Genomic DNA, 19,702 nt, shown 5'->3' with positions numbered 1-19,702 from the left:
ACGCTCTCGCAAGGGAGCGTTTTTTTATGCATGAAAACAGTTGACGTTTTAAATCGTACACCACAATAATTATGGGTCTTTAATTATATGAATAAAGAAAATGTGCGAAATCTTTGCTAAGCAACCCCAAGACAACTATCAGTTCATCACCCGCTCTATCCGTATTGATGGTCACGCGACCAGTGTAAAACTTGAAGCGAGCTTTTGGACAATTCTTGAGGAAATCGCTAGTGCTCAAAACATGACGGTTCCTAAATTCATAAGCACTGTTTATCAAGAAGCACTCGAATACAATGGTGAAGTGAACAACTTTGCCTCCTTACTTCGATGCGCTTGCCTCACGTACGCTCGCCAACCTCAAGAGACCACTCGTCAAGCACTTGCGCAACTTAACAGTTAATAGCAACCAACCGACCAATAACCATCCTAGGCTATGCATCCGTATTATAAACCCTTGAACATATTCTAATTTGTCGTACTAGAGTACTACCCAGACTCCTTTTGAAATCGCTAACCTATGCGGACTATCAAGGAGTACCCATGACAAAAATGATTCACACCATGATCCGAGTAAGTGAGCTGGACCGCTCTCTACAATTTTACTGTGACGTACTTGAACTAGAAGTCGCTGATCAATACATCTTTGATGGCTTTTCTCTAACCTATCTAGCCAACCAAGAAACTGGCTTTGAATTGGAACTGACGCACAATCACGACCAAAGTGAGCCCTACACTCACGGCTCAGGCTACGGCCACCTTGCCGTCAGCGTGGAGGACATTGAACAAGCCCACAAACGCATTAAATCTCTCGGCATTGAAACTGGTGACATCAAAGCCTTTGACCATCAACAAAAGCATTTAGCAACGTTCTTTTTTGTAACCGACCCTGATGGTTACAAAATTGAGTTTCTGCAACGCCAAGGGCGTTACTTATAACAAAAAGAGTAAACATTATGATTCACTTGACGGCTACCTTTCATGCACAACCGGGAAAAGAACAAGAGTTGAAAGAGGTACTTACCCGAGCGCTTGAACCTACTCGCAATGAAGAAGGTTGCGTTCGTTATCAATTGTTCCAAGATAAAGACAATACATGCCACTTCGTTTTTCAGGAGCAATTTAAAAACCAACAAGCATTTGAGCTTCATGGTAAAACAGAACACTTTGCTCTTTTGATTAGCCAGATCGACAACTTGTTAGAATGCGAGCCGAAACTGGTGTTCTTTAACGAACTGTAACTATAGCGCTAACCGAAGATCAAAAAAGGCACTCTATCTAGAGTGCCTTCCACTAGTTGGGACCTGTGATTAAGCGTCTTGCTTCTCCACCATATGCAAATGCACATCTTGTTGTGGGAAAGGAATCGAAATACCTTCTCGGTCGAAGCGTAGTTTCACCTCTTTTGTCACATCCCAGTATACATCCCAGTAATCATCCGTTTTTACCCAAGGACGCACAATAAAATCTACAGAAGACGTATTTAATGTATGAACTTTGATCATTGGCTCTGGAGTGCGAAGTACCGAAGGGTGAGAGGTAATGATATCAGACAATACTGACTCCGCTTTTAAGAGGTCATCCGCATAGCCAATGCCAAACACCATATCCACGCGGCGAATGCGTTCATGCGTGACGTTCTTAATAACATCTCCCCAGATTTTGCTGTTAGGCACAATAATAATTTGGTTATCAAACGTACGGATTGTGGTGTTCACCAAACTCATATGGCTTACCTTGCCATCCACACCGCCAGCATACACAAAATCACCAACATCAAATGGGCGATAAATAAGCAGCATCATACCCGCCGCGAAGTTGGATAACGTGTCTTGCAACGCGAAACCAATAATCACACCAGCAATACCGAAACCGGTTAGGATTGGCGCTAGGTTCAAACCAAGCTGAGATAAGCCCACCATGATACCGATCACCCACACGAATTTGCCGGACATCGAGATAAAGAAGTCCTGCATCAAGTGGGAAAGTTTTAAGTTTTTCGATGCAACTGCTTTACGGACGACTTTGCGAGTTAACTTAGCCAGTCCGCGAGCGATCAATAAAATCAGCGCAAAAACAAACAACTGGAAGATATGCTGCGGTGCATTCTCGGCAAACCAATCCAGTGCCGAGTTGGACCAGTGACTCAGTATTGACCACACAACTTTGGTATTCAGTAAATCATGGGTGATATTACCCGTCACTTCAAAAATTTGGCGTTTGTATTCAGACGTTTCTAAACCGACTTTATCACCAATTGAAATCAGGTTGCGTAAGCTTTCTGTCGCAATATTTAGCCTTTGTTTAGTAATGAGCTGACTAAGTTGCAACGACGCTTTTTCCGACTCTGGGCTAGACGAAAGTTGGGAGCCAATGATCTCACTTTGCTGACTCAAGTACTCAATTGAAGCAGACAGTAAGCGCATACGTTTATCAATTTTATCTTTTAGTTCCGCTTCTGCGCGCTCGTTTTGGGCCCCTAGCTCCTTCAACCAAGCGAGATTTTGCCAGCTCGAATCGAAGCTAACATCAAGATAACGCTGTAGCTCTCGATAATCATTAACAAGAGCAAGCTTCTCTTCATCCTTAGCCTTATTTAAATCCTCGACGACTTTCTTTATTTTTTCCGATAGATAGTTCGTCGCATCCTCAGAGTATTGTTCTTGTTTTTTAACTAGCAAGATCAGCTTGTCGCGAGAGATAGTTTCACGTTCAATCGCTGACGCTAACTGGCTTCTTAATTCTTCATTCTTTTGGAATAGTTGCAGTTGAAGGGCATCACGCTCGTCGCCACTCGCTTGCGAGAGGCTTTGGGATAAATCCACAATCTCTCGGTTCAAGTTGTCAATCGAGATTTCGGCAGCAGAAGGCTCTTGGATATCGTCAGTAGCAGTCGCATGAACAGCCATTGGGGAGAACATAATGACGGCAAGTGCGAATAATGTCACCCAAGATGTCAGGCGCAGTTTCTGGGGGAAATGAAACGTCATGTTTACCTCATAGGAAACAATCCTGATCAAAACAATCAGGAATAGAAGTGTAAAGCGTTGAAATCATACTCCTAAGTTTACAACACTAAATAATAAACTGAGCAGCATTTCGTTAGCGAGACGTCAAAGTTGGGAGCCCCAATAGCAAACAAGCCTTTCATTGATTAAATGAAAGGCTTGTTTTTATTCGACTAAGGACGGTTGGGATGATTTAAGTTATGCAAGAATTATTTTTTGTTTTTATGAATCATGAGAGAAGCCAGTAGTACCAATGGAATCACAACTTTCTCAACAAAAAGCACTTTCTCTAACCAAAACCTGAGAAAATCACCCTAAAATTCTCAACTATCCCATCAAGTCGATCAAAGCAATTCTCGACATTTCGTTGCTAACCAGCGCTCTGCGATACAAGCAATCCTCCTTTGCATCATACAACCACATACAACCACAACTCCGCGTAAGAAACTTTTGGACAAAATGAGTCAGTGAGTTTACTAAATTAGCATTTAACGGATTAAATAGGATATTGCAAAACATCTAACTCAGAGAGCAAATTCAACCACCTAATAAACCCATATCAACTACCTACTACTTAATGTGAATATTTCGAAACATTTTCCCTCTGGGTAGCCGATTGCCTGCAATGTAAGTTTTCATATACTCAGATACTACTGGTGAAACATAACTGGTATCCAATGCTTCTAATTGACCAGGTTTCAGCTTAGACTCAAAGTAGAAATGCTCTGTATTCGCATTATCCGTAGAAAATCCACTTTTATTAACCACACTAAATCGCCCAATTAAATAGAATTGCTCATCCGAAGACTTAAGAATAAACCTTAGATTAGGACTTGCTATAGTCGCTACCCCCAAAGAAGGACCTAAGCCATAATAACGAGCCGGGTACCAGTCTTGATACCAGAATTCCCACTTAGCTATATTTATATCACCTTCCTTAAAACTGATTCCATCAGTATTGCTTTCAATATATGGAGTACCCGTTCCCAGAGATAAATGCGGCGCATATAATCCTCTTACAGCTTTATCAACTTCAAATCTACTAGCGATTTTTTCATGCAAACATATTGATAAAGGGTAAACACCTGTAAAAATTGGGTTTTGATTATTTTCAATTGCGCTAAATTTTTCTGAAGCATTTAGTTCGCAGCCTTCAGCAATGCTCACGGCGAATACCTCTAGATCAACATTGATACCATTAACTTGATGCACAACAGGCCCCGAACCACCCAGCACCACATCATCATTACATGCAAGCTTGTCCAAAATCCTTTTCAGTTTCCTCTCAGCGGGTAACTGTTCATTCTGTATGATTTCTGACGTATCTGGCCAAAAAGCAGGTCTAGATATTGGACCAACAGAATGAAGCAACTCAGAGAAAGGATTGGCCTGTTGCACCAAGTGAAATACTTCAGATTGATCAATAGAGTAATTATTAGCCGCATATAAAATAGTTCGTACATAAGCCGACATCACCGCCGACTCTGTAGCTGAAGATAAACTACACATCAGATGATCCCGCAACCAAAACATGCCGCCGGTGAAGCTGTATGGATCAAAGTAAGAATAATTCTCCCTACTATTAATGTATTCCAGCTCTGAGGACATATGGCCAAGAAGGTCAGCACCAACATTGTTGCCCAAAGTACTTATAGATGTTGAGATATAGCCAGGCACTCCGTTTAAAGATTTTTTCAACCTTTCACTAATTCCAATATATATAGATTTATCCAAATATGAATTAGCTAGATTTTTCTCGTCGTAGTAAAACCCCAAATCTTCAAATAGATATTTCAAAGACAAGGAGTGAAATGGGACCGCCTCTATAAGTTCGTCTGCATCAAAATGTTTTTTTTCAACAAGCTGAAGTATTGATAAATATTCAACGACAGACATTTCATTAGGGAGTGATTTAATACATTCTATAAACTCTTTTCTGCACAAGCCACTATCGTCATTATCAATAATATGGGCTATCTTCATAGCTGTTTTTTTCTTTACAGCTTTATCTGGCCATTGATAAAATTTTAAGAGAAAACTAAAGGCCCATACCTCTTTAGATTTTGTATCGTGCAACCAATAGGACTCTCGAATTGGCAAGTGCTCTATATCCCTTTCCAAACCACGGACGATTACGTCAGTGACATCCGTCGCTAAATCATTCTGACCAACAGCTATTAAAAACATTACTAGCTTACTGGTTGGTACAATTGACCACTCATCGCCACGCAATTGAAGGTGCTCACCATGAGTTGAATCAGCGAACAGTTCCTCCCATCGGTCTCTATACTCTCGGGCATAATAGCAAATCATTTCTTCAGATTTTGAGCCAGAATATCTACTCCAATAACTATTAGCTCTAATACTTCTAAGTGCCCAAACATACGCCCTCCTTTTACCTTGAAGCTTCTTGCTCGCTTGATAAATAGCATCGATACTTTCCTTAAGCCCAGATAAATAAGGGAGGTCTTCATCGTCCTTGAAGAAGTTTTCATATTCAGCTATGACTCGCAGACCTTCTCCAAGATCAACCCAATGTTCTATCCATTGTGAAAGATAACTAGAATCTGAGTATCTATACTCTTTTCTTATTCTCTCTATTAAATCACCTAAATACTCTGGCACATAAGAACCAAAAGGAATTTTTATTTCTTCTTTATCTATATTGCTACTAGAATCTCTATCTCTTGGCTTAGGTGGCTCTGTACCATAATATTCAACAATTTCTTGGAGTACTGGGTCAAGAGAAGAATCTTCATTTGATCGTTCTTTAATAGCCTCAACCAAACCATAAGAATAAAAGCAGCCAATCAAATCTAGTACACCAGGCAAACTGATGTCACCGTTCTTTATATAAGCAATTAAAATATCTTCAAGTACATACCAATTCTGCTCTTCAAGGTGAAAGGAAAACTCATCGTATATTCTGCTAGGCAAATGCTTGCTCAACAGTTGCATATACCAGAATGGTATATGCCTTATTTCCCTCTCCGTGAATGAGAACATGTCTACTGTAAAACATGAAACCCTCTTCAAATAATCAGCAACATCCCCAATATCAGCATCAGAACATGCCTGAATTGATTCAAACACCTCATGAAATGTAATATCTTTTCTATACCCGTAGCCAAGCATGTACTTACAAGCCTGCTCTAAACCAGTTTTCACGGCATCCTTTAAACCGAGTGAAGATGAAATTGATACAATATCAATACACTCATCACCTAGTTCAGCTGTATTACCTTCCCTATTGTTAAGGTCATTTAAAGAATCACACCAGTAATTATTAGCACTATCATGGTCGACAGGAACGAAAGACTGTTTTACTGACTTTTGAAAGAAAACGACTGGACTCCACCACGAATAGTCTTGAACCTCATCAAGATATTTCTTATCAATATTTTCAAAAAGATTTTTTTCTTTCAGCAATAAAGCAATTTTGATGCATGCATTAGGAATGGCATGTATTACAGATAATGTTTTAGAATGAAGTTCATAATCGTACCCAATATGCTTTTTGCAACCCGAACTTTCTATATACTTGTAGATATCTAAAGGGTTTAACTTTTCGCCGTTACGGATTAACTTCGCTGTATTCACAGCTGCAATATAAAAGCCAAACCAAATCGAAAAGTCATAATTATCATCAATTTGGAGTTTTAAAATTTCTTTATCTAAAGTTAATACATCAAAAGCCAAATGATCATTCAATGTATGAAAGAAGAAATCAAGCAACTCACTTTCTGACACATCTTTATGCCTAAAATATACCGGACCAATAAAATTCTTATGTACTAGTATCTGATCTTTTAATAAATAATACGACACACCAAACGAAGAAGATAATACCTCACCTCGATAATCTCTGCTAGATAGATCAATACCTGAAATACAAGCGGCAGTTATAGAGTATTCTAAAAACTTCGGTTTACTTTCTTCAGGGAGATTAAAGTAGTCAATATCAAAAATATATTCTGAATTATCGCTTCTTAACAAGGATGAAAATAGCTTTTCATACAAACCATCTTTAGGGGTAATCCGGTCAATTAAATCAGTAACTCTGCCCACATCTGGGTCATCACAATCACACAAAACTTGAATTAACGAATCAACTATTAAGCTAAATTTATTTTCAGTTCCTTCATATATATTCGCGTAAAATACTGCCCTTTTGTATAGTTCTTGATAGCAGTTCTCTGCAACTTCTGGATACTTTTCCCTACATAGTGATGCAACAGCGACGATATCCTCGATATCTAATGTTCTTATATTGTCCGATTTCCAAAGCAATCCATATTCATCATCAGAATGCTTCATAGCCGAGCGAGAAAATTCTGAAAAATCCTGAACCTGATATTCAGGACCATTGATAAACCTAGTTTTCATCAGACGCAAATCAACTAGGCGAGTATAATTTTTATTAGAAAAAGCTACTTTTTCAGCACTAGAGATAATATGTTCGATATGCCCCAACGGATACCCATCGCATAACGAATTTATAACCCACTCTTTAGTAACACCTTTAAGCAGCGGATCAATGTTTTTCATTTCCGATTGTACAATCCAATCCCAGGCCCACCTCCAAAATGATGGAGCGTCGTTGCTAAGCCAATTACTTACAACCGGATATAGCCTTCTTTTAGCGCCTTCAAATTCTTTCCGCTTCTGGATATTTACTAATAGGCTTCCGTGAAACGGAAACACACCGCTCCGGCGGTGTTCCACCAAATGCTCAATTTCTTTATACGCCTCTAAAAATGTTTGTGTCCCTTCAAAACATTTTGCAAAGCTATTTTTACCTGGCCATGGAAATTCTGTCACAGCCATTAAGTATAGAATTTCCTTAGCTAGTTCCGAGAGGTTTGCCCAAATATTCCAGTAGTAAGTGTTAATATCACCATCCGGACACTTATCCAGCTTCTCGATATCATAAACGGACACATTCTTTTCTTTAGCTAACAATGTACGCAACGAATAAATTACATGCAAAGGATATCCGCTTGAAATCTGTTGTAATGCTAGAGCTATTTCAGGAATAGAGCTTACAGATGTGCTTCCTCCAATATTGGCGACACCGGAATCACGTAAGCCTTCAAGCCATGATCCAATTGCAGACAAATCCATATAAGGGATATCCACCCACCGATCACCTTCGACAGGGCAATTGCTTAGCAACCTGTTAGGCAACTTAGAGCTACTGACCGGCTGAGTTCCAAAGACAATTGTTACGCCTTCTGGAACTGGTAGAATTCTATTTATTAAATGTTCTAATTGAGATATATCAGACCTCTCTCTCCATACATGGTCCAATCCATCCACAATTAGTATAAATTTTTTCCCTTTTTTGCTTGCCTCCTCTCCTACACGAACTAGCCACTTATCTATATTCTCTGGTGATTCATCTAGCCCAACCCACGAAATCATTGGGGAGTTTTTGATTTGCTTAATAATTGATGATGCGGCGTTAAAGAAAGAAATCCTATCGTCCAGACTTTGAAGGCCCAGTGAATAATGATGTCGCACTGCAGCAACATTCTTAGCCTGTAGATTTTCATACAAATAGGAGAGGTAGGTGCTTTTTCCCATACCAGGAGCGCCCGACACAACCCAAGCTCCCCCCGTCTCTAGCTTATTAGTAACATCTTGATGAAAATTCATTGTTGGGGGGAGGTATTTTTCAGGTATATCAAAATACTGAGAGAGATCCCGGCTGACTCCTAGACTCAATAAGCTGTGTAGGTCCTCAAACCTTATGCATCCATCAGCCGAAGGCTCTCCTTTTCTAGTAGCCCATCTCTTTACTTTGGATAAAAATCTGTGCCAGCCCTCTTCGTTAGTGTGGTCTGGAACTAAAGAGTCATGAAGCTGATTCTCTAGATTATCAATCGTTGGTTGGCTATGTATAAAGTTGAAATTGTTGAAGAACTCCTCAGCCTCGGCCTTTCCACCTAACTGGGATTCAATAATCTTCAGGTGCTCATTTGGAATACTGCAAAGGTCGATCATTCCATTTTTCAAGCATGCAGAAACTTCAGTGTCCGGCCTTCTATTTGTTATTAGCTCGGCTTTTCCCAGTTGACTATTCTTAACCGCTTCAGTTAAGTCTTTGAACCACTTTTGAATTAGAGAAGTGCCATTCCCTGTACGATACGTTAGCCAATCAAAACTAAGTGTAAGATCTTCTCTGTTCGCATCAATTGTGAACTTAACCTGGGTTAGCTCGTATTTTCCGTCTGCTCGAAGGGCAATAACATCATCTAAGCTGGATACCTTTGCGTCAGGTAATGAGGTACTTTCTACTTTTACCCACTGATATATATCCCTATCGTGATACCAGTTAACCAATATCCTTATACATACTAGGTCCTGATATTCATACCCAAGACGGGTTAACTGAGTGCTTTTGATTGGAGGATTCATGTGAGTTGGTATTCCTTTGTGCTTCTCATTGTTCACAAGGATGCTTAGCGCGACCCCTGCGGAGAGCAGAGTGTGTTGCTACTCCATGCGTCGTTGACTTAATTCAAATCTGCTTTAGAACGATTGATGGCTTTATCCAAATTATCGTTGATTTCTGGAATAGACGGAAAAGTCATTGGTTCTGTTCCGCAAACAATTTTTGGACATCTGCTAAATTAGCTACTATCCAAAATTTAACGTACAGAAACTATTACATGCTAATGCATTGAAAAAACAAGACAAAGTTAACATTATTTGCAGAAAGATGAATAAATCTCTTCAATTCAAACAATTACAAAGTGTAGGCCGTTTTGGTAGCGGTATTGTCTGACTCTATTTCCACATTTTTAGAATAACTAAAAGTAACTCAAATTGTGCTTTGGGGAGCTGATAATCTAGCGTTCGTATCTTATTTGGGGCAAAGGCGTGTTTGCTATAGGCAGTTCATATCACCTCTGTCAACTTAAACCGACAGAGAAAAAAGTGACAAACTTTCTTGTAAATGAACGAACTATCAACAAAAGGGTTCCTGTTCTTGGTTGTCATTATCGACTGGTATAACTGTAAGGTGTTGTCCTCGCGGTTATCGAACACCATGGGTACAAGTTTTATGTATCGTGGCTCTCGAAGAGGTGCTCCAATACTACGGACCACCCGATATCTTTATCCGATCAGGGCTGCGAGTTTACTAGCACTGAGTTCACACAGAGGTTGCTCAATCAGGGGGATATGGATCAACATGGACGGAAAAGGTCGCTGGATTGACAATCTTTTTATTGAGCGACTATTGAGAAGTCTGTAATACGAGGAGATTTGCTTAAAAGATTACAGCACACCCCGTGAAGCAGAGCTTGAAATCGGGCACTACATGGTGTTTTATAATGAGGAGCGTAAACACCAGGTACTCAATGACCTCACCCTGATTAAGTCTACTTTGACAGACAGAGCTACGCTGCATAAGCTGGTCAATCACTTAAGATATTGGCTTATGTGTCCAGCCATTGGGCTTCACTTCTCTAATCCGTTCATAAAAATAAGTTTCGTAGATGCGTAAAGATAACTTATACACCTTTGATAGCTGGCCTGTAGGTACACCAGAACGCTTAATACACGGCTATTGGGAGTTGGGCGTAATGAGGCTTCACACATTTGATAGTGAATGCGGTAAAGAACTTCAAGATACGTACAATCGCATTAACCATGGACTGGGAGCTAGTGTTGTGTACATCGACCTAACTTCAATGGGAGATGGTTATCGATACAAGTCAGAAATCTTAGATGTCATTCGAAGTGATCAGCAAACATGGGTGTGGTTCGTAGGCTGTAGAGCGCTTTTGGAGAGTTCGTTGGCGGGTTGGTTACGCTCTGTTTTGACGACATACAACCTAGACCACGTTCGAGTTGCTTTTGTGCTTGATAGCCGTGAGCAATTCAACCATATCTTTCAGGATTACTCAGCTCCGTTTTATCAATCTACCATAGCTCTGGATCTCTCAAAGAACAGTTAGGCTTATTCTTAGTTACTATTAAATATTTACTCTGCGCTTTAGCTAGTTCGTATAGACCCAGCCCTAAATGATCCAATTTAAGTGACTAAAGCGTAGCTTTTACGCTCATATCATCGCTAAATCTAACTTTTGTTATTTTTCGGTCGGGTGGCAATTCAAACAAATGAGAAGTTGATACACTTGGGGCATTTTTGATTCTGGTGATTAACTCCGAAACACAAACATACTGGTTCACAACTCATCAATATCAACGTCAATTTCTGGGGAGTTTTCTCTTTGCTTAACTAGTTCTCGGTCTTGTTCATCTTCCTCAAATTCAATTCGTGAAGAGTCAAAAACATCACGTCGTTCAACTAGAAAGTCAATATCCGCCTTATCCGCACCTTCCGAATAAGCCCCCCAATCTTTTTCACTTGTAGTCACGAATTCATCGGTGTGCGCAGTATGACTTGTTAATCCTTCTAAAAGGTCTTTTTCTGACAGCAGTTTTTTACTCATAACTTACTTCTCGATTCAAAAATGACATTAGATAATTTATAGCATAGTGAGCAGCTAGAAATTAGCTCTGAAACAAGGAAAGGGGCAGTTCTGCGTTACGATGATCTACCCCGTCAGCAAGCCGTTGGACATTTATTGCTTGGTTATAAAACTCTAATTCGTTCTGATTAGATTACTTTTTTTTGACCAAAAGATGTAATCATCTGGACGGCTATCAAACAAGTTATGCATAGATATTCAAAAGGCAAGGTTGATAGCTTACTTTTGTCATTATTTGTAACACGCGTCAGCGAGAACCTCTGCTTGCTCAAGTACAAGTTTGATAGTCTCCTCTGCGGCATCTGGCGGATACGTCCAGCCGCGTAACAGTCGACAAACTAAGTTACGCATACGAGCACGGACACTTTCACGCTTCTGCCAGTCAAGCGTTGCTGAATTACGAAGCTGAACTGTTAACTCTATAGCGAGGTTTCGCAAAGCATGATCGCCAAGTTCATGTACTGAGGCCTCGTTTTCAACCAAGGCCCGGTAGAACACCATCTCATACACTGAAAGATTTAGCTTATCAAGTAGCTCTTTATCTTCATGCATCTCTTTTGTCCACTGGAATCAGTTCTTCGATGACCAGAGCGGTTTCGATGCTGAGGTTGTGGCATTTGTTCAGCGTTGTCAGAATGCGGTCTAAGTGAACTACATCGTTTATATGCAAATAAGTAGATTCATAGATTCTTACTTTTTTGTCTACAAAATGGCTTTCAAACTAAAAAAACAGCCAAACAAATGGCTGTTTTTTTACATCACACCGCAAAGTTTTATTTTTCAACAATGCCTGTTTTCACTGTAAACTCTCTCACTTCCTTTGGTTGCAATTGAATCAACGTACCGTTTTTCTCAGCGGCTAAGTAACCTTCTGGTCGACAAGTTGCAGGCAGGACATAGGCTCCGACTTTTTGGTCTCCGTTGTACAAGATCCAACGCGTCGCATAGTTGAATTCTGTCGTATCAAATCGAGTAATTAACGTCTTGCCATTCGGTATTGTCATTTCAAACTCAGCATTGTCAGTATGCTGGGACAAGTCATCCATAAAATAGACGATTTCAGGATCATACATGTCTGGTGAAGAAAGCTGTTGAATGGGTGCTGATTGCGCTTTGAGTGTGTCGTTAAAATCGAGCCATTGTTGTGTTGGCTTAACATGGCCGGGAATCGATTTACGCAACTTAACCGCACTATCCGGAATGTTTTGCGTCATCTTCGCCTCTGGGAAGTATGCCGTATTCATGTGACACATATACTGTAGTGGCATTGGGACCGAAGCTAAGTTTTGCACTTTCATTTTAATCTCAAACATAGACGCCCCCTTCTCAATAGAAACTGACGGAGTCGCTAAGTAGTGGTCTCCAAAACCCATTACATACTCATATTCACCCTTTAGAGTAATTTGATATTCATCGACTTCTAACCATGCTTTATCCATATTAGCACACGGCATTTCACCGTGCAGCGGGTGATCATCTTCAGGACTTGGACAGCCATTTCTAATCATGCCAGAATGGAAAGCGAAACATCCGTATGTGGCTACAATCTCATTGTTTGGTTTCGGCTCCGAAAACATGTTCTCCATACAAATGTCTTCACCTAGAAATTTCGCATCCCAAATCATTTGCCCCATGTAAGGCAGAATTGTTAAATAACCTTTCGCATTTTCGATTTTTAACCCTTCGACCCCAGAGTTATATTGGAACGCTGATACTTTAAAATCCTCAGATTGAATTAAAATTGTTTCTTGCTGATTAAACTGTGCTTTGTTTAGTGGAATGATATACATAAATCTTCTCCGGAACAGAAAAGCCACTTATAAAGTGGCTTTTTGCTACATTAATTTGTTTGTTCTGCTAATTGAGTCTGTTTTTCGCTTTGGTTCTTATTTTTCATTTCACCTAAGAAATAATAACCAACGTATCCAAAGCAAATAAAGTTGACCAAAAACGAAAGCTGCATGCCAATAGCGTCAGCCACCAAACCTTGAATAGCAGGTACCACTGCTGCGCCTACGATCGCCATAACAATGACAGCTCCCGCTGTTTCCGTGTATTCGTTATCTACCGTATCTAATGTACCAGCGTAGATAGTTGCCCAACAAGGACCGAACAAAACACTCACACCAACAGCTACGTATACCGCGCTAAAATCGTGAACTAGAGATACATAAGCAAGAAACGCCATACCAATCACAGAATAAGCAATGAGTACTTTCTCAGCAGAGAATTTTGTCATCAGGATGTTGGCAATAAATTTACCTATAAAGAAACACACGAATGAGTACACCATATAGTTTGATGCTGCGCGTTCGTTGATATCAGCCATTTCTAGTGCTAAACGTATCGTGAACGACCACACCGCGACCTGCATACCTACATATAAGAACTGTGCAATGATGCCTTTTTTGAAGCGATTATTAGTCGATAAATACTTAAGCGTTTTACCAATAGAAGGGGCTTTTTTACCACTTTGTTGAGCCACTTTACATTTCGGGTATTGAGTGAACATAAACAACGCTAACACACCGATAAGAATGAAAATGATGTACTTATAAGGCTTCAGCGTATGTTCTAGCATCTCTAGACGGAACGCATGAATCTGATCTGGAGACATCGCCGCCATTTGTGATTCTAAGCTCGCACCGTCTTGGAAAATAAGGTACTTACCAAGCAAGATACCCGCAATAGCGCCTATTGGATAGAAAGTTTGGCTGATGTTCAAGCGCAGTGTTGCATGCGATTTTGGCCCCAACATTGAAGAATATGTGTTCGCCGCTGTCTCCAGAAAAGACAAACCCACTGCAATAGAGAAAATCGCTGCTAGGAACATAGTATAAGTTGCCATATGAGAAGCAGGGAAAAATGCAGCGCAGCCAAAGATATAAAGCGACAAACCAATCATAATAGCCACTTTATACGACGACTTTTTAATGACTAAAGAAGCAGGGATCGCAATTAAAAAATAACCGCCATAAAAAGCACTTTGTACTAAGGCACTTGCAAAGTTAGATAATTCAAAAACAGATTTAAATTGAGTAATTAGAATATCGTTTAATGCAGCCGCACACCCCCATAAAGGAAAAAGGCAAGATAATAGTATAAATTGAAATACTGGTGTTCTATCCAAATAGCCATCAGAGCCTTGGATGGTATTATTTTTTATCATTGTAGGGTTCCTTAAAGAACAGGTTATCTGTAGCTCATTAGAAATAATGAGCCAGTTTTAATTGTTAGTTCAGACCGTTAGTATTATTTAGAGTGCTTTGTTTCAAACTCTTCGAATTGTTCAATGCTCGGATAAGAGAACTGTGTTCCTTTTTCCGTCACACTGAATGCAGCAAACAGTGAAGCTTTTTCTAAGGACGTCTGTACATCACCAGTTTGCATGAAGTAGTGAGAGAAGCAGCCAATGAATGCATCACCCGCACCACTGGTATCCACTGCGTTTACTTTGGTTGGCTCAATGAATACGTCTTTACCATCTTTGCTTAACCAAAGTGCACCTTTCGAACCCATGGTAACGATGATGTTGTTCAAACCTTTATTTAGAAGAATGGTGGCGGCTTCTTTAATCTGTTCAACCGTTTCAACAGGCTTGTTCACTAGAATTTCTAGTTCAGTTTCGTTAGGCACAAAGAAGTCACAACGACAAGCATATTCAATATCAAGCTCAGGTACTGCAGGCGCAGGATTTAGCAATACTGGAATACTATGCTTATTACCAAATTCGATGGCAGCATAGACAGTTTCTAGTGGTACTTCTAGCTGAAGTACAATCAAACTGCACTCCACCAAGGTACTTTCCGCTTTATCAATGTCAGCTGGTTTTAAAAACTCATTCGCTCCTTTAATGATCAAAATAGAGTTCTGAGATGTGGAACTAACAAATATTGGCGCCACACCGCTTGAAGTCTGAGGTACTTTGCTCACATATTGAGTATTGATGCCGTAAGATTGAAAGTTTCGAATTGTATTGTCGGCAAACATGTCGTCACCCACTTTACTTACCATTACAACATCTGCTCCCATTTTCGCGGCGGCTACGGCTTGGTTAGCACCTTTACCACCACATCCCATTTTGAATAATGGAGCTTCTAATGTTTCACCTTCTTTTGGCATACGGTCTGTGTATGAAATGAGATCGACCATATTTGAGCCGATAACTGCAATTGTTTTCATGTTTAACTTCCCTTACTAATGTTATAAAACTAACATTAATCGATCTTTATGAGTATTTACTGAGATTAGGATCACTTAAATGATGTTAACGCCTATTAAGCAATGAAAAAACCAGCACTAAATCACACTTATAGGTTAATATGATAACATTAAAACTTTGAAATGTTATTAAAGTAACATACACTCTAATCCAAGATTAACGCATAGGGTAACAACATGAATCACTATATTGACCACACACTATTATTGGCTAACGCCACAACTAACCAAATCAACACACTCTGTGATGAAGCCCACGAACACCAGTTCTTCTCTGTTTGTATCAATCCTGATTTTGTTGAGCATTGCGCCGAACGCCTAAAGACATCAAATGTTAAGATCTGCACAGTTATCGGTTTTCCTTTAGGGGCAAACACCACTGCTGTTAAAGTGTTTGAAACTCAAAATGCAATCTCGTTAGGCGCTGATGAAATTGACATGGTAGTGAACATCAGCGATGTCTTAGACGGTGAGTGGGATGCTATTGAAAGAGAGATTGCCGCTATAAAAGAGGCATGTGGGCCGAAATTGCTCAAAGTCATCTTCGAAACCTGCCTACTCACCAACAAACAAATTGTTGAACTGTGTAACATTAGCAAGCGTGCTGGTGCTGATTTTGTGAAAACATCAACAGGTTTCTCAACAGGTGGTGCAACTGTTGAGCATATTAAGTTAATGCGTGATACTGTTGGCAAACAAATGGGAGTAAAGGCATCTGGCGGCGTTCGCACCAAAGAAACAGCACAAGCAATGATTGACGCTGGGGCGTCTCGAGTTGGCGCTAGTGCGAGTGTGAGCATTGTCACGGGTGAAGCTCCAACGACGAATAGTTACTAAGAGTAAGAAGCCTTCGGCTGTAAAAGGCCGAAAATGGAGAAACATGGTTACAAAGCAGTTAGAAAGACTTCGACGAATTGAAGCATGCCTAAAACACAGCGACAAAATTCATTTGAAAGAAATCGCCCGCCTTTTAGAAGTGTCAGAAATGACAGTTCGTCGTGATTTAAGCTCCAATGCTGCTCATTCTTTTCCTCTTGAATACTACGGCGGATATATCCGTCGTGGTGATCCAATCGTTCATGATGAAGTTACGGAAGATCTTGAACAGATGTCTTCGAAAGTATCTTCTCAGGCGATTCCACTTCAGAAAGCGCGCAATACAACAGTTTTCCCTCCAGTCAAAGTGAACAACTATATCTCGGCTATCGTTTCTGACTTTATAGAGATGAATGATGTAGTGTATTTCGACAACGGAGTACTTAACGCTGACATTATTGGTTCAATACCCGATCATGTGAAATTTACAGGTGTTACTGCTTCTATGAATGTCTTTTTGGCATTAAAGAATAAACCTAACTGTAAGTCTATCTTGCAAGGCGGCGATTATAACGCTGTACATGATATCTTCGTCTCCACCTCTAATGATGTGCTAACACCTATGATATTTCAGAAAGTGTTTATTTCGTCCGCAGGTGTTCACGATAGGTTTGGCGTGACAGCTTCGGATATGTTGGTAGCAAACATTGCGAATCTGGTTATGGAAAGGAGCATGAAAAAGTATCTGATAGTAGAAAAGAAAACTATCAATCAAACCGCCACATACAAAATCGGTAACTTGCTAAATTTCCACTATTTGATCTCTGATGATGCCTTACCTCATAAGCTCGAAGCGGCTTGTAATGAAGCACGACTGCAGGTTCTAACCCCACCGGTTGATTAAATTGGTGAGAAAGAGTGGAGGCGGTTTTGTCCCGAAGCGACTTTGCAAACATAGAAACTCACTATTTTTGCATAAATATTATTATCGTTACATGAGCTGTATTTGGGCAAATTTCAGTAGTTCGTGGCCGCGAATATTTTAGCCGTAAATGATAATGGGGCACTTTCGAGTTAGAAAGTGCCACAGGTAAAAATTCAATCCGAGATGCTTTTGGACAAAGGCGTGTCAGTGGTTCTTCTGATTTAGCTATCATCGAATAACTTTAGATATCCCAAAACGCAATCAGGCACCACTGAACGCAGTGCCTGAGATGGAAGAAAATGGACAGAATCGTGCATCCTCGAACTGAGGTTCTAGGTTAATTTAATGCAGAATTCACAAAAAAAAACATGCATTAACTCGATCATGTACAACTAACTTTTTCCAAACTTGAGCTAGCTAGGTACCGATAACAGAAGCAATTGTTGAGAATTATAAAACACTCCACCCACAGCTACAGCCAATAAGAACCCCTCACATAATCCTTCAATCCAGCGCGAGTTAAATGCTTTTGACCACCATTTAGCGCACAAAATGTAAAGAGAGAGAATGCTTGCATCAAATAGCACCCAGATAGATGACAATGTTATTACGCTGGTAGAAAAATTGTGTGTCACTGCAATAAACTGCGGAAAAAAAGCGACAAAGAATAAGATATCTTTCGGGTTGACTACCCCAATAATAAAACCTCTGACTAACCCACTATTTTTGGTGGTTTCGTTGAGAGTTGATGTTGATTCATTATCTATATTGACATTTGGTAACTTCCTTATTGTGAGTAGTTCCGATATCGCGCCGAAGCCAATATAGAAAGAACCAGCAATGCCCAATAAATATAGATAAACGGGAGACAAGTGTACTACACCAGCTAAAGTCAATACTGCAATCGTCATTAACAGCAGGGACGCTCCATTGGTGCCTAGCAAAGTCATAAATGCTTTGCGCTGTCCTTCGCGGGTTGCTGTAGAAATAAGCAGAGCAACGACTGGACCGGGAGTGATAATTAGCAGTAGAACAGCGAGGCTGTAGGTGGCGAGTAATGATAGATTCATGGTGTGTTTCTTCCTGTGGAGATACTTGATTGCCTATAGATGAGTGAAACTCATTCTTTCGAATTTCATTAGTTCGATTTAACTTAACGAAATAATCCTATTATGTAAGGCTTAATCAATGCTGAAAAACGGAAAAAACTGTATATTATTATGAGTAATACTCACAATGGAATACAGACATGACATTGCCTCCACTGTATGCGTTACGGGCATTTGAAGCAGCTGCCCGCTTAGGATCTTTTTCTAAAGCTGCTGAAATACTTAACGTTACACCTGGTGCGGTAAGTCGCCATGTGCGAACGCTGGAAGAATGGTTTGAATGCAAGCTGTTTGAACGACATGGCCCGAAAGTATTAATTACTCCCGCTGGTAACTCTCTGGCCAGTCAACTGACGGAAAGTTTCCAGAGCCTGGAAAATGCCTGTTACTACTTTGGTCGCAACAATCGGCAACTGCGCTTAAAAGCGCCATCCACACTGACCATGAGCTGGTTACTGGACGCATTGAGGAGTTTTCGAGATGAGCACACCGTACCAATTATTGAAATTGTAAGTGTATGGATGGATATTGACAGCGTGGATTTTGTCCGAGAACCCTACGATTGCGCCATCTTGCTGGGACAGGGTAATTTTGGTACAGATACCGAATGCCTTCCGCTGTTTGAAGAGCTGCTGATTCCCGTCTGTTCACCAGCGTTACTGAGTGAGGCTCAATATGATTTAAGCGCTTGTGAGCTAATTCACCCAACTTCGGACCGCCGTGACTGGCGGCGTTGGATAGACCGCACTGGTTATTATAAGTCTTTGAACATTAATAAGGGCAAGGTGTTCGATACTCTTGAGCAAGGCAACCAAGCGGCCATCAGCCGCCATGGTATCTCTGTTGGAGATTTGTTACTTAGTCTGAAAGCGATTGACACCGAGTTACTTGCGTTGCCATTTAAGCAAGCGGTGGTGACTGGTGATAGCTATTATCTTGTCTGGCCTAAAGGTTCAGTTAAAAGACAATACATCGATTTACTCTATCAGTGGCTCAAGTCTTCAGCACCTGGTCCATTGCCTGACGAGGTAACCTGTCTAAATTGATAAACAGGGGACTAGGAAAGCTAACAAAACTAGCTGACGTTGTTAACTCGGTCCTGAACTATATCGTGCATGGAGT

General features: G+C 40.4%; 14 protein-coding genes and 2 pseudogenes. 8 read left to right on the top strand and 8 right to left on the bottom strand.

What is annotated here, in order from left to right:
* Positions 1 to 100: 100 nt before the first annotated feature.
* From R7Q46_RS18580 to R7Q46_RS18570, 3 genes are all read left to right on the top strand, one after another.
* Complete coding sequence (locus tag R7Q46_RS18580; RefSeq protein ID WP_005384938.1) at positions 101 to 400, top strand: ribbon-helix-helix domain-containing protein; 300 nt, start codon at positions 101 to 103, stop codon at positions 398 to 400.
* A gap of 140 nt (positions 401 to 540) precedes the next feature.
* The gene (locus R7Q46_RS18575; protein ID WP_318077685.1) at positions 541 to 936 is read left to right on the top strand and encodes a VOC family protein; all 396 of its coding nucleotides are present in this window, start codon (positions 541 to 543) and stop codon (positions 934 to 936) included.
* A gap of 17 nt (positions 937 to 953) precedes the next feature.
* On the top strand, positions 954 to 1,238 hold the full coding sequence (locus R7Q46_RS18570; protein ID WP_005384942.1) for a putative quinol monooxygenase: 285 nt from the start codon (positions 954 to 956) through the stop codon (positions 1,236 to 1,238).
* Positions 1,239 to 1,307: 69 nt separating this feature from the next.
* Here the strand turns inward: R7Q46_RS18570 and R7Q46_RS18565 are convergent, their stop codons facing one another.
* On the bottom strand, positions 1,308 to 2,987 hold the full coding sequence (locus tag R7Q46_RS18565; RefSeq protein ID WP_005380681.1) for a mechanosensitive ion channel family protein: 1,680 nt from the start codon (positions 2,985 to 2,987) through the stop codon (positions 1,308 to 1,310).
* Between the two features lie 588 nt (positions 2,988 to 3,575).
* Positions 3,576 to 9,425, bottom strand: coding sequence for an ATP-binding protein (locus tag R7Q46_RS18560; protein ID WP_258500736.1), 5,850 nt, complete (start codon positions 9,423 to 9,425; stop codon positions 3,576 to 3,578).
* Between the two features lie 559 nt (positions 9,426 to 9,984).
* Between R7Q46_RS18560 and R7Q46_RS18555 the strand changes: the two are divergent.
* Both R7Q46_RS18555 and R7Q46_RS18550 read left to right on the top strand, forming a co-directional pair.
* A pseudogene (locus R7Q46_RS18555) lies at positions 9,985 to 10,424 on the top strand (transposase); the annotation flags it as partial.
* Between the two features lie 86 nt (positions 10,425 to 10,510).
* Positions 10,511 to 10,972, top strand: a complete 462-nt coding sequence (locus R7Q46_RS18550; protein WP_213899713.1) for a hypothetical protein — start codon at positions 10,511 to 10,513, stop codon at positions 10,970 to 10,972.
* A 231-nt stretch (positions 10,973 to 11,203) separates the two neighbouring features.
* Here the strand turns inward: R7Q46_RS18550 and R7Q46_RS18545 are convergent, their stop codons facing one another.
* The 5 genes and pseudogenes from R7Q46_RS18545 to rbsK form a co-directional block, all read right to left on the bottom strand.
* Complete coding sequence (locus tag R7Q46_RS18545; protein ID WP_005379032.1) at positions 11,204 to 11,470, bottom strand: hypothetical protein; 267 nt, start codon at positions 11,468 to 11,470, stop codon at positions 11,204 to 11,206.
* Positions 11,471 to 11,740: 270 nt separating this feature from the next.
* Positions 11,741 to 12,170: pseudogene (locus R7Q46_RS18540) on the bottom strand (type I restriction enzyme endonuclease domain-containing protein); the annotation flags it as partial.
* 112 nt (positions 12,171 to 12,282) lie between these two features.
* The gene (locus R7Q46_RS18535; RefSeq protein WP_174208768.1) at positions 12,283 to 13,299 is read right to left on the bottom strand and encodes an aldose 1-epimerase family protein; all 1,017 of its coding nucleotides are present in this window, start codon (positions 13,297 to 13,299) and stop codon (positions 12,283 to 12,285) included.
* Between the two features lie 50 nt (positions 13,300 to 13,349).
* Positions 13,350 to 14,678: an L-fucose:H+ symporter permease gene (gene fucP / locus R7Q46_RS18530; RefSeq protein WP_213900131.1), complete on the bottom strand. Its 1,329-nt coding sequence runs from the start codon at positions 14,676 to 14,678 to the stop codon at positions 13,350 to 13,352.
* Positions 14,679 to 14,761: 83 nt separating this feature from the next.
* Positions 14,762 to 15,691: a ribokinase gene (gene rbsK / locus R7Q46_RS18525; protein ID WP_213900132.1), complete on the bottom strand. Its 930-nt coding sequence runs from the start codon at positions 15,689 to 15,691 to the stop codon at positions 14,762 to 14,764.
* Between the two features lie 216 nt (positions 15,692 to 15,907).
* Between rbsK and deoC the strand changes: the two genes are divergently transcribed.
* Both deoC and R7Q46_RS18515 read left to right on the top strand, forming a co-directional pair.
* Positions 15,908 to 16,567, top strand: coding sequence for a deoxyribose-phosphate aldolase (gene deoC, locus R7Q46_RS18520; RefSeq protein WP_285385555.1), 660 nt, complete (start codon positions 15,908 to 15,910; stop codon positions 16,565 to 16,567).
* A gap of 43 nt (positions 16,568 to 16,610) precedes the next feature.
* The gene (locus R7Q46_RS18515; RefSeq protein ID WP_250155025.1) at positions 16,611 to 17,450 is read left to right on the top strand and encodes a DeoR family transcriptional regulator; all 840 of its coding nucleotides are present in this window, start codon (positions 16,611 to 16,613) and stop codon (positions 17,448 to 17,450) included.
* A 434-nt stretch (positions 17,451 to 17,884) separates the two neighbouring features.
* Here R7Q46_RS18515 and R7Q46_RS18510 read toward each other — a convergent pair whose 3' ends face one another.
* On the bottom strand, positions 17,885 to 18,541 hold the full coding sequence (locus tag R7Q46_RS18510; RefSeq protein WP_169644330.1) for a LysE family translocator: 657 nt from the start codon (positions 18,539 to 18,541) through the stop codon (positions 17,885 to 17,887).
* Between the two features lie 179 nt (positions 18,542 to 18,720).
* On the opposite strand from R7Q46_RS18510, the gene R7Q46_RS18505 reads away from it, so the two are divergent.
* On the top strand, positions 18,721 to 19,626 hold the full coding sequence (locus R7Q46_RS18505) for a LysR family transcriptional regulator (protein WP_014204414.1): 906 nt from the start codon (positions 18,721 to 18,723) through the stop codon (positions 19,624 to 19,626).
* Positions 19,627 to 19,702 lie beyond the last annotated feature (76 nt).

The organism is Vibrio sp. 811, assembly GCF_033339195.1.
Note: the sequence above shows the minus strand (reverse complement) of the source record. Positions and strands in the feature narration are given on the sequence as shown.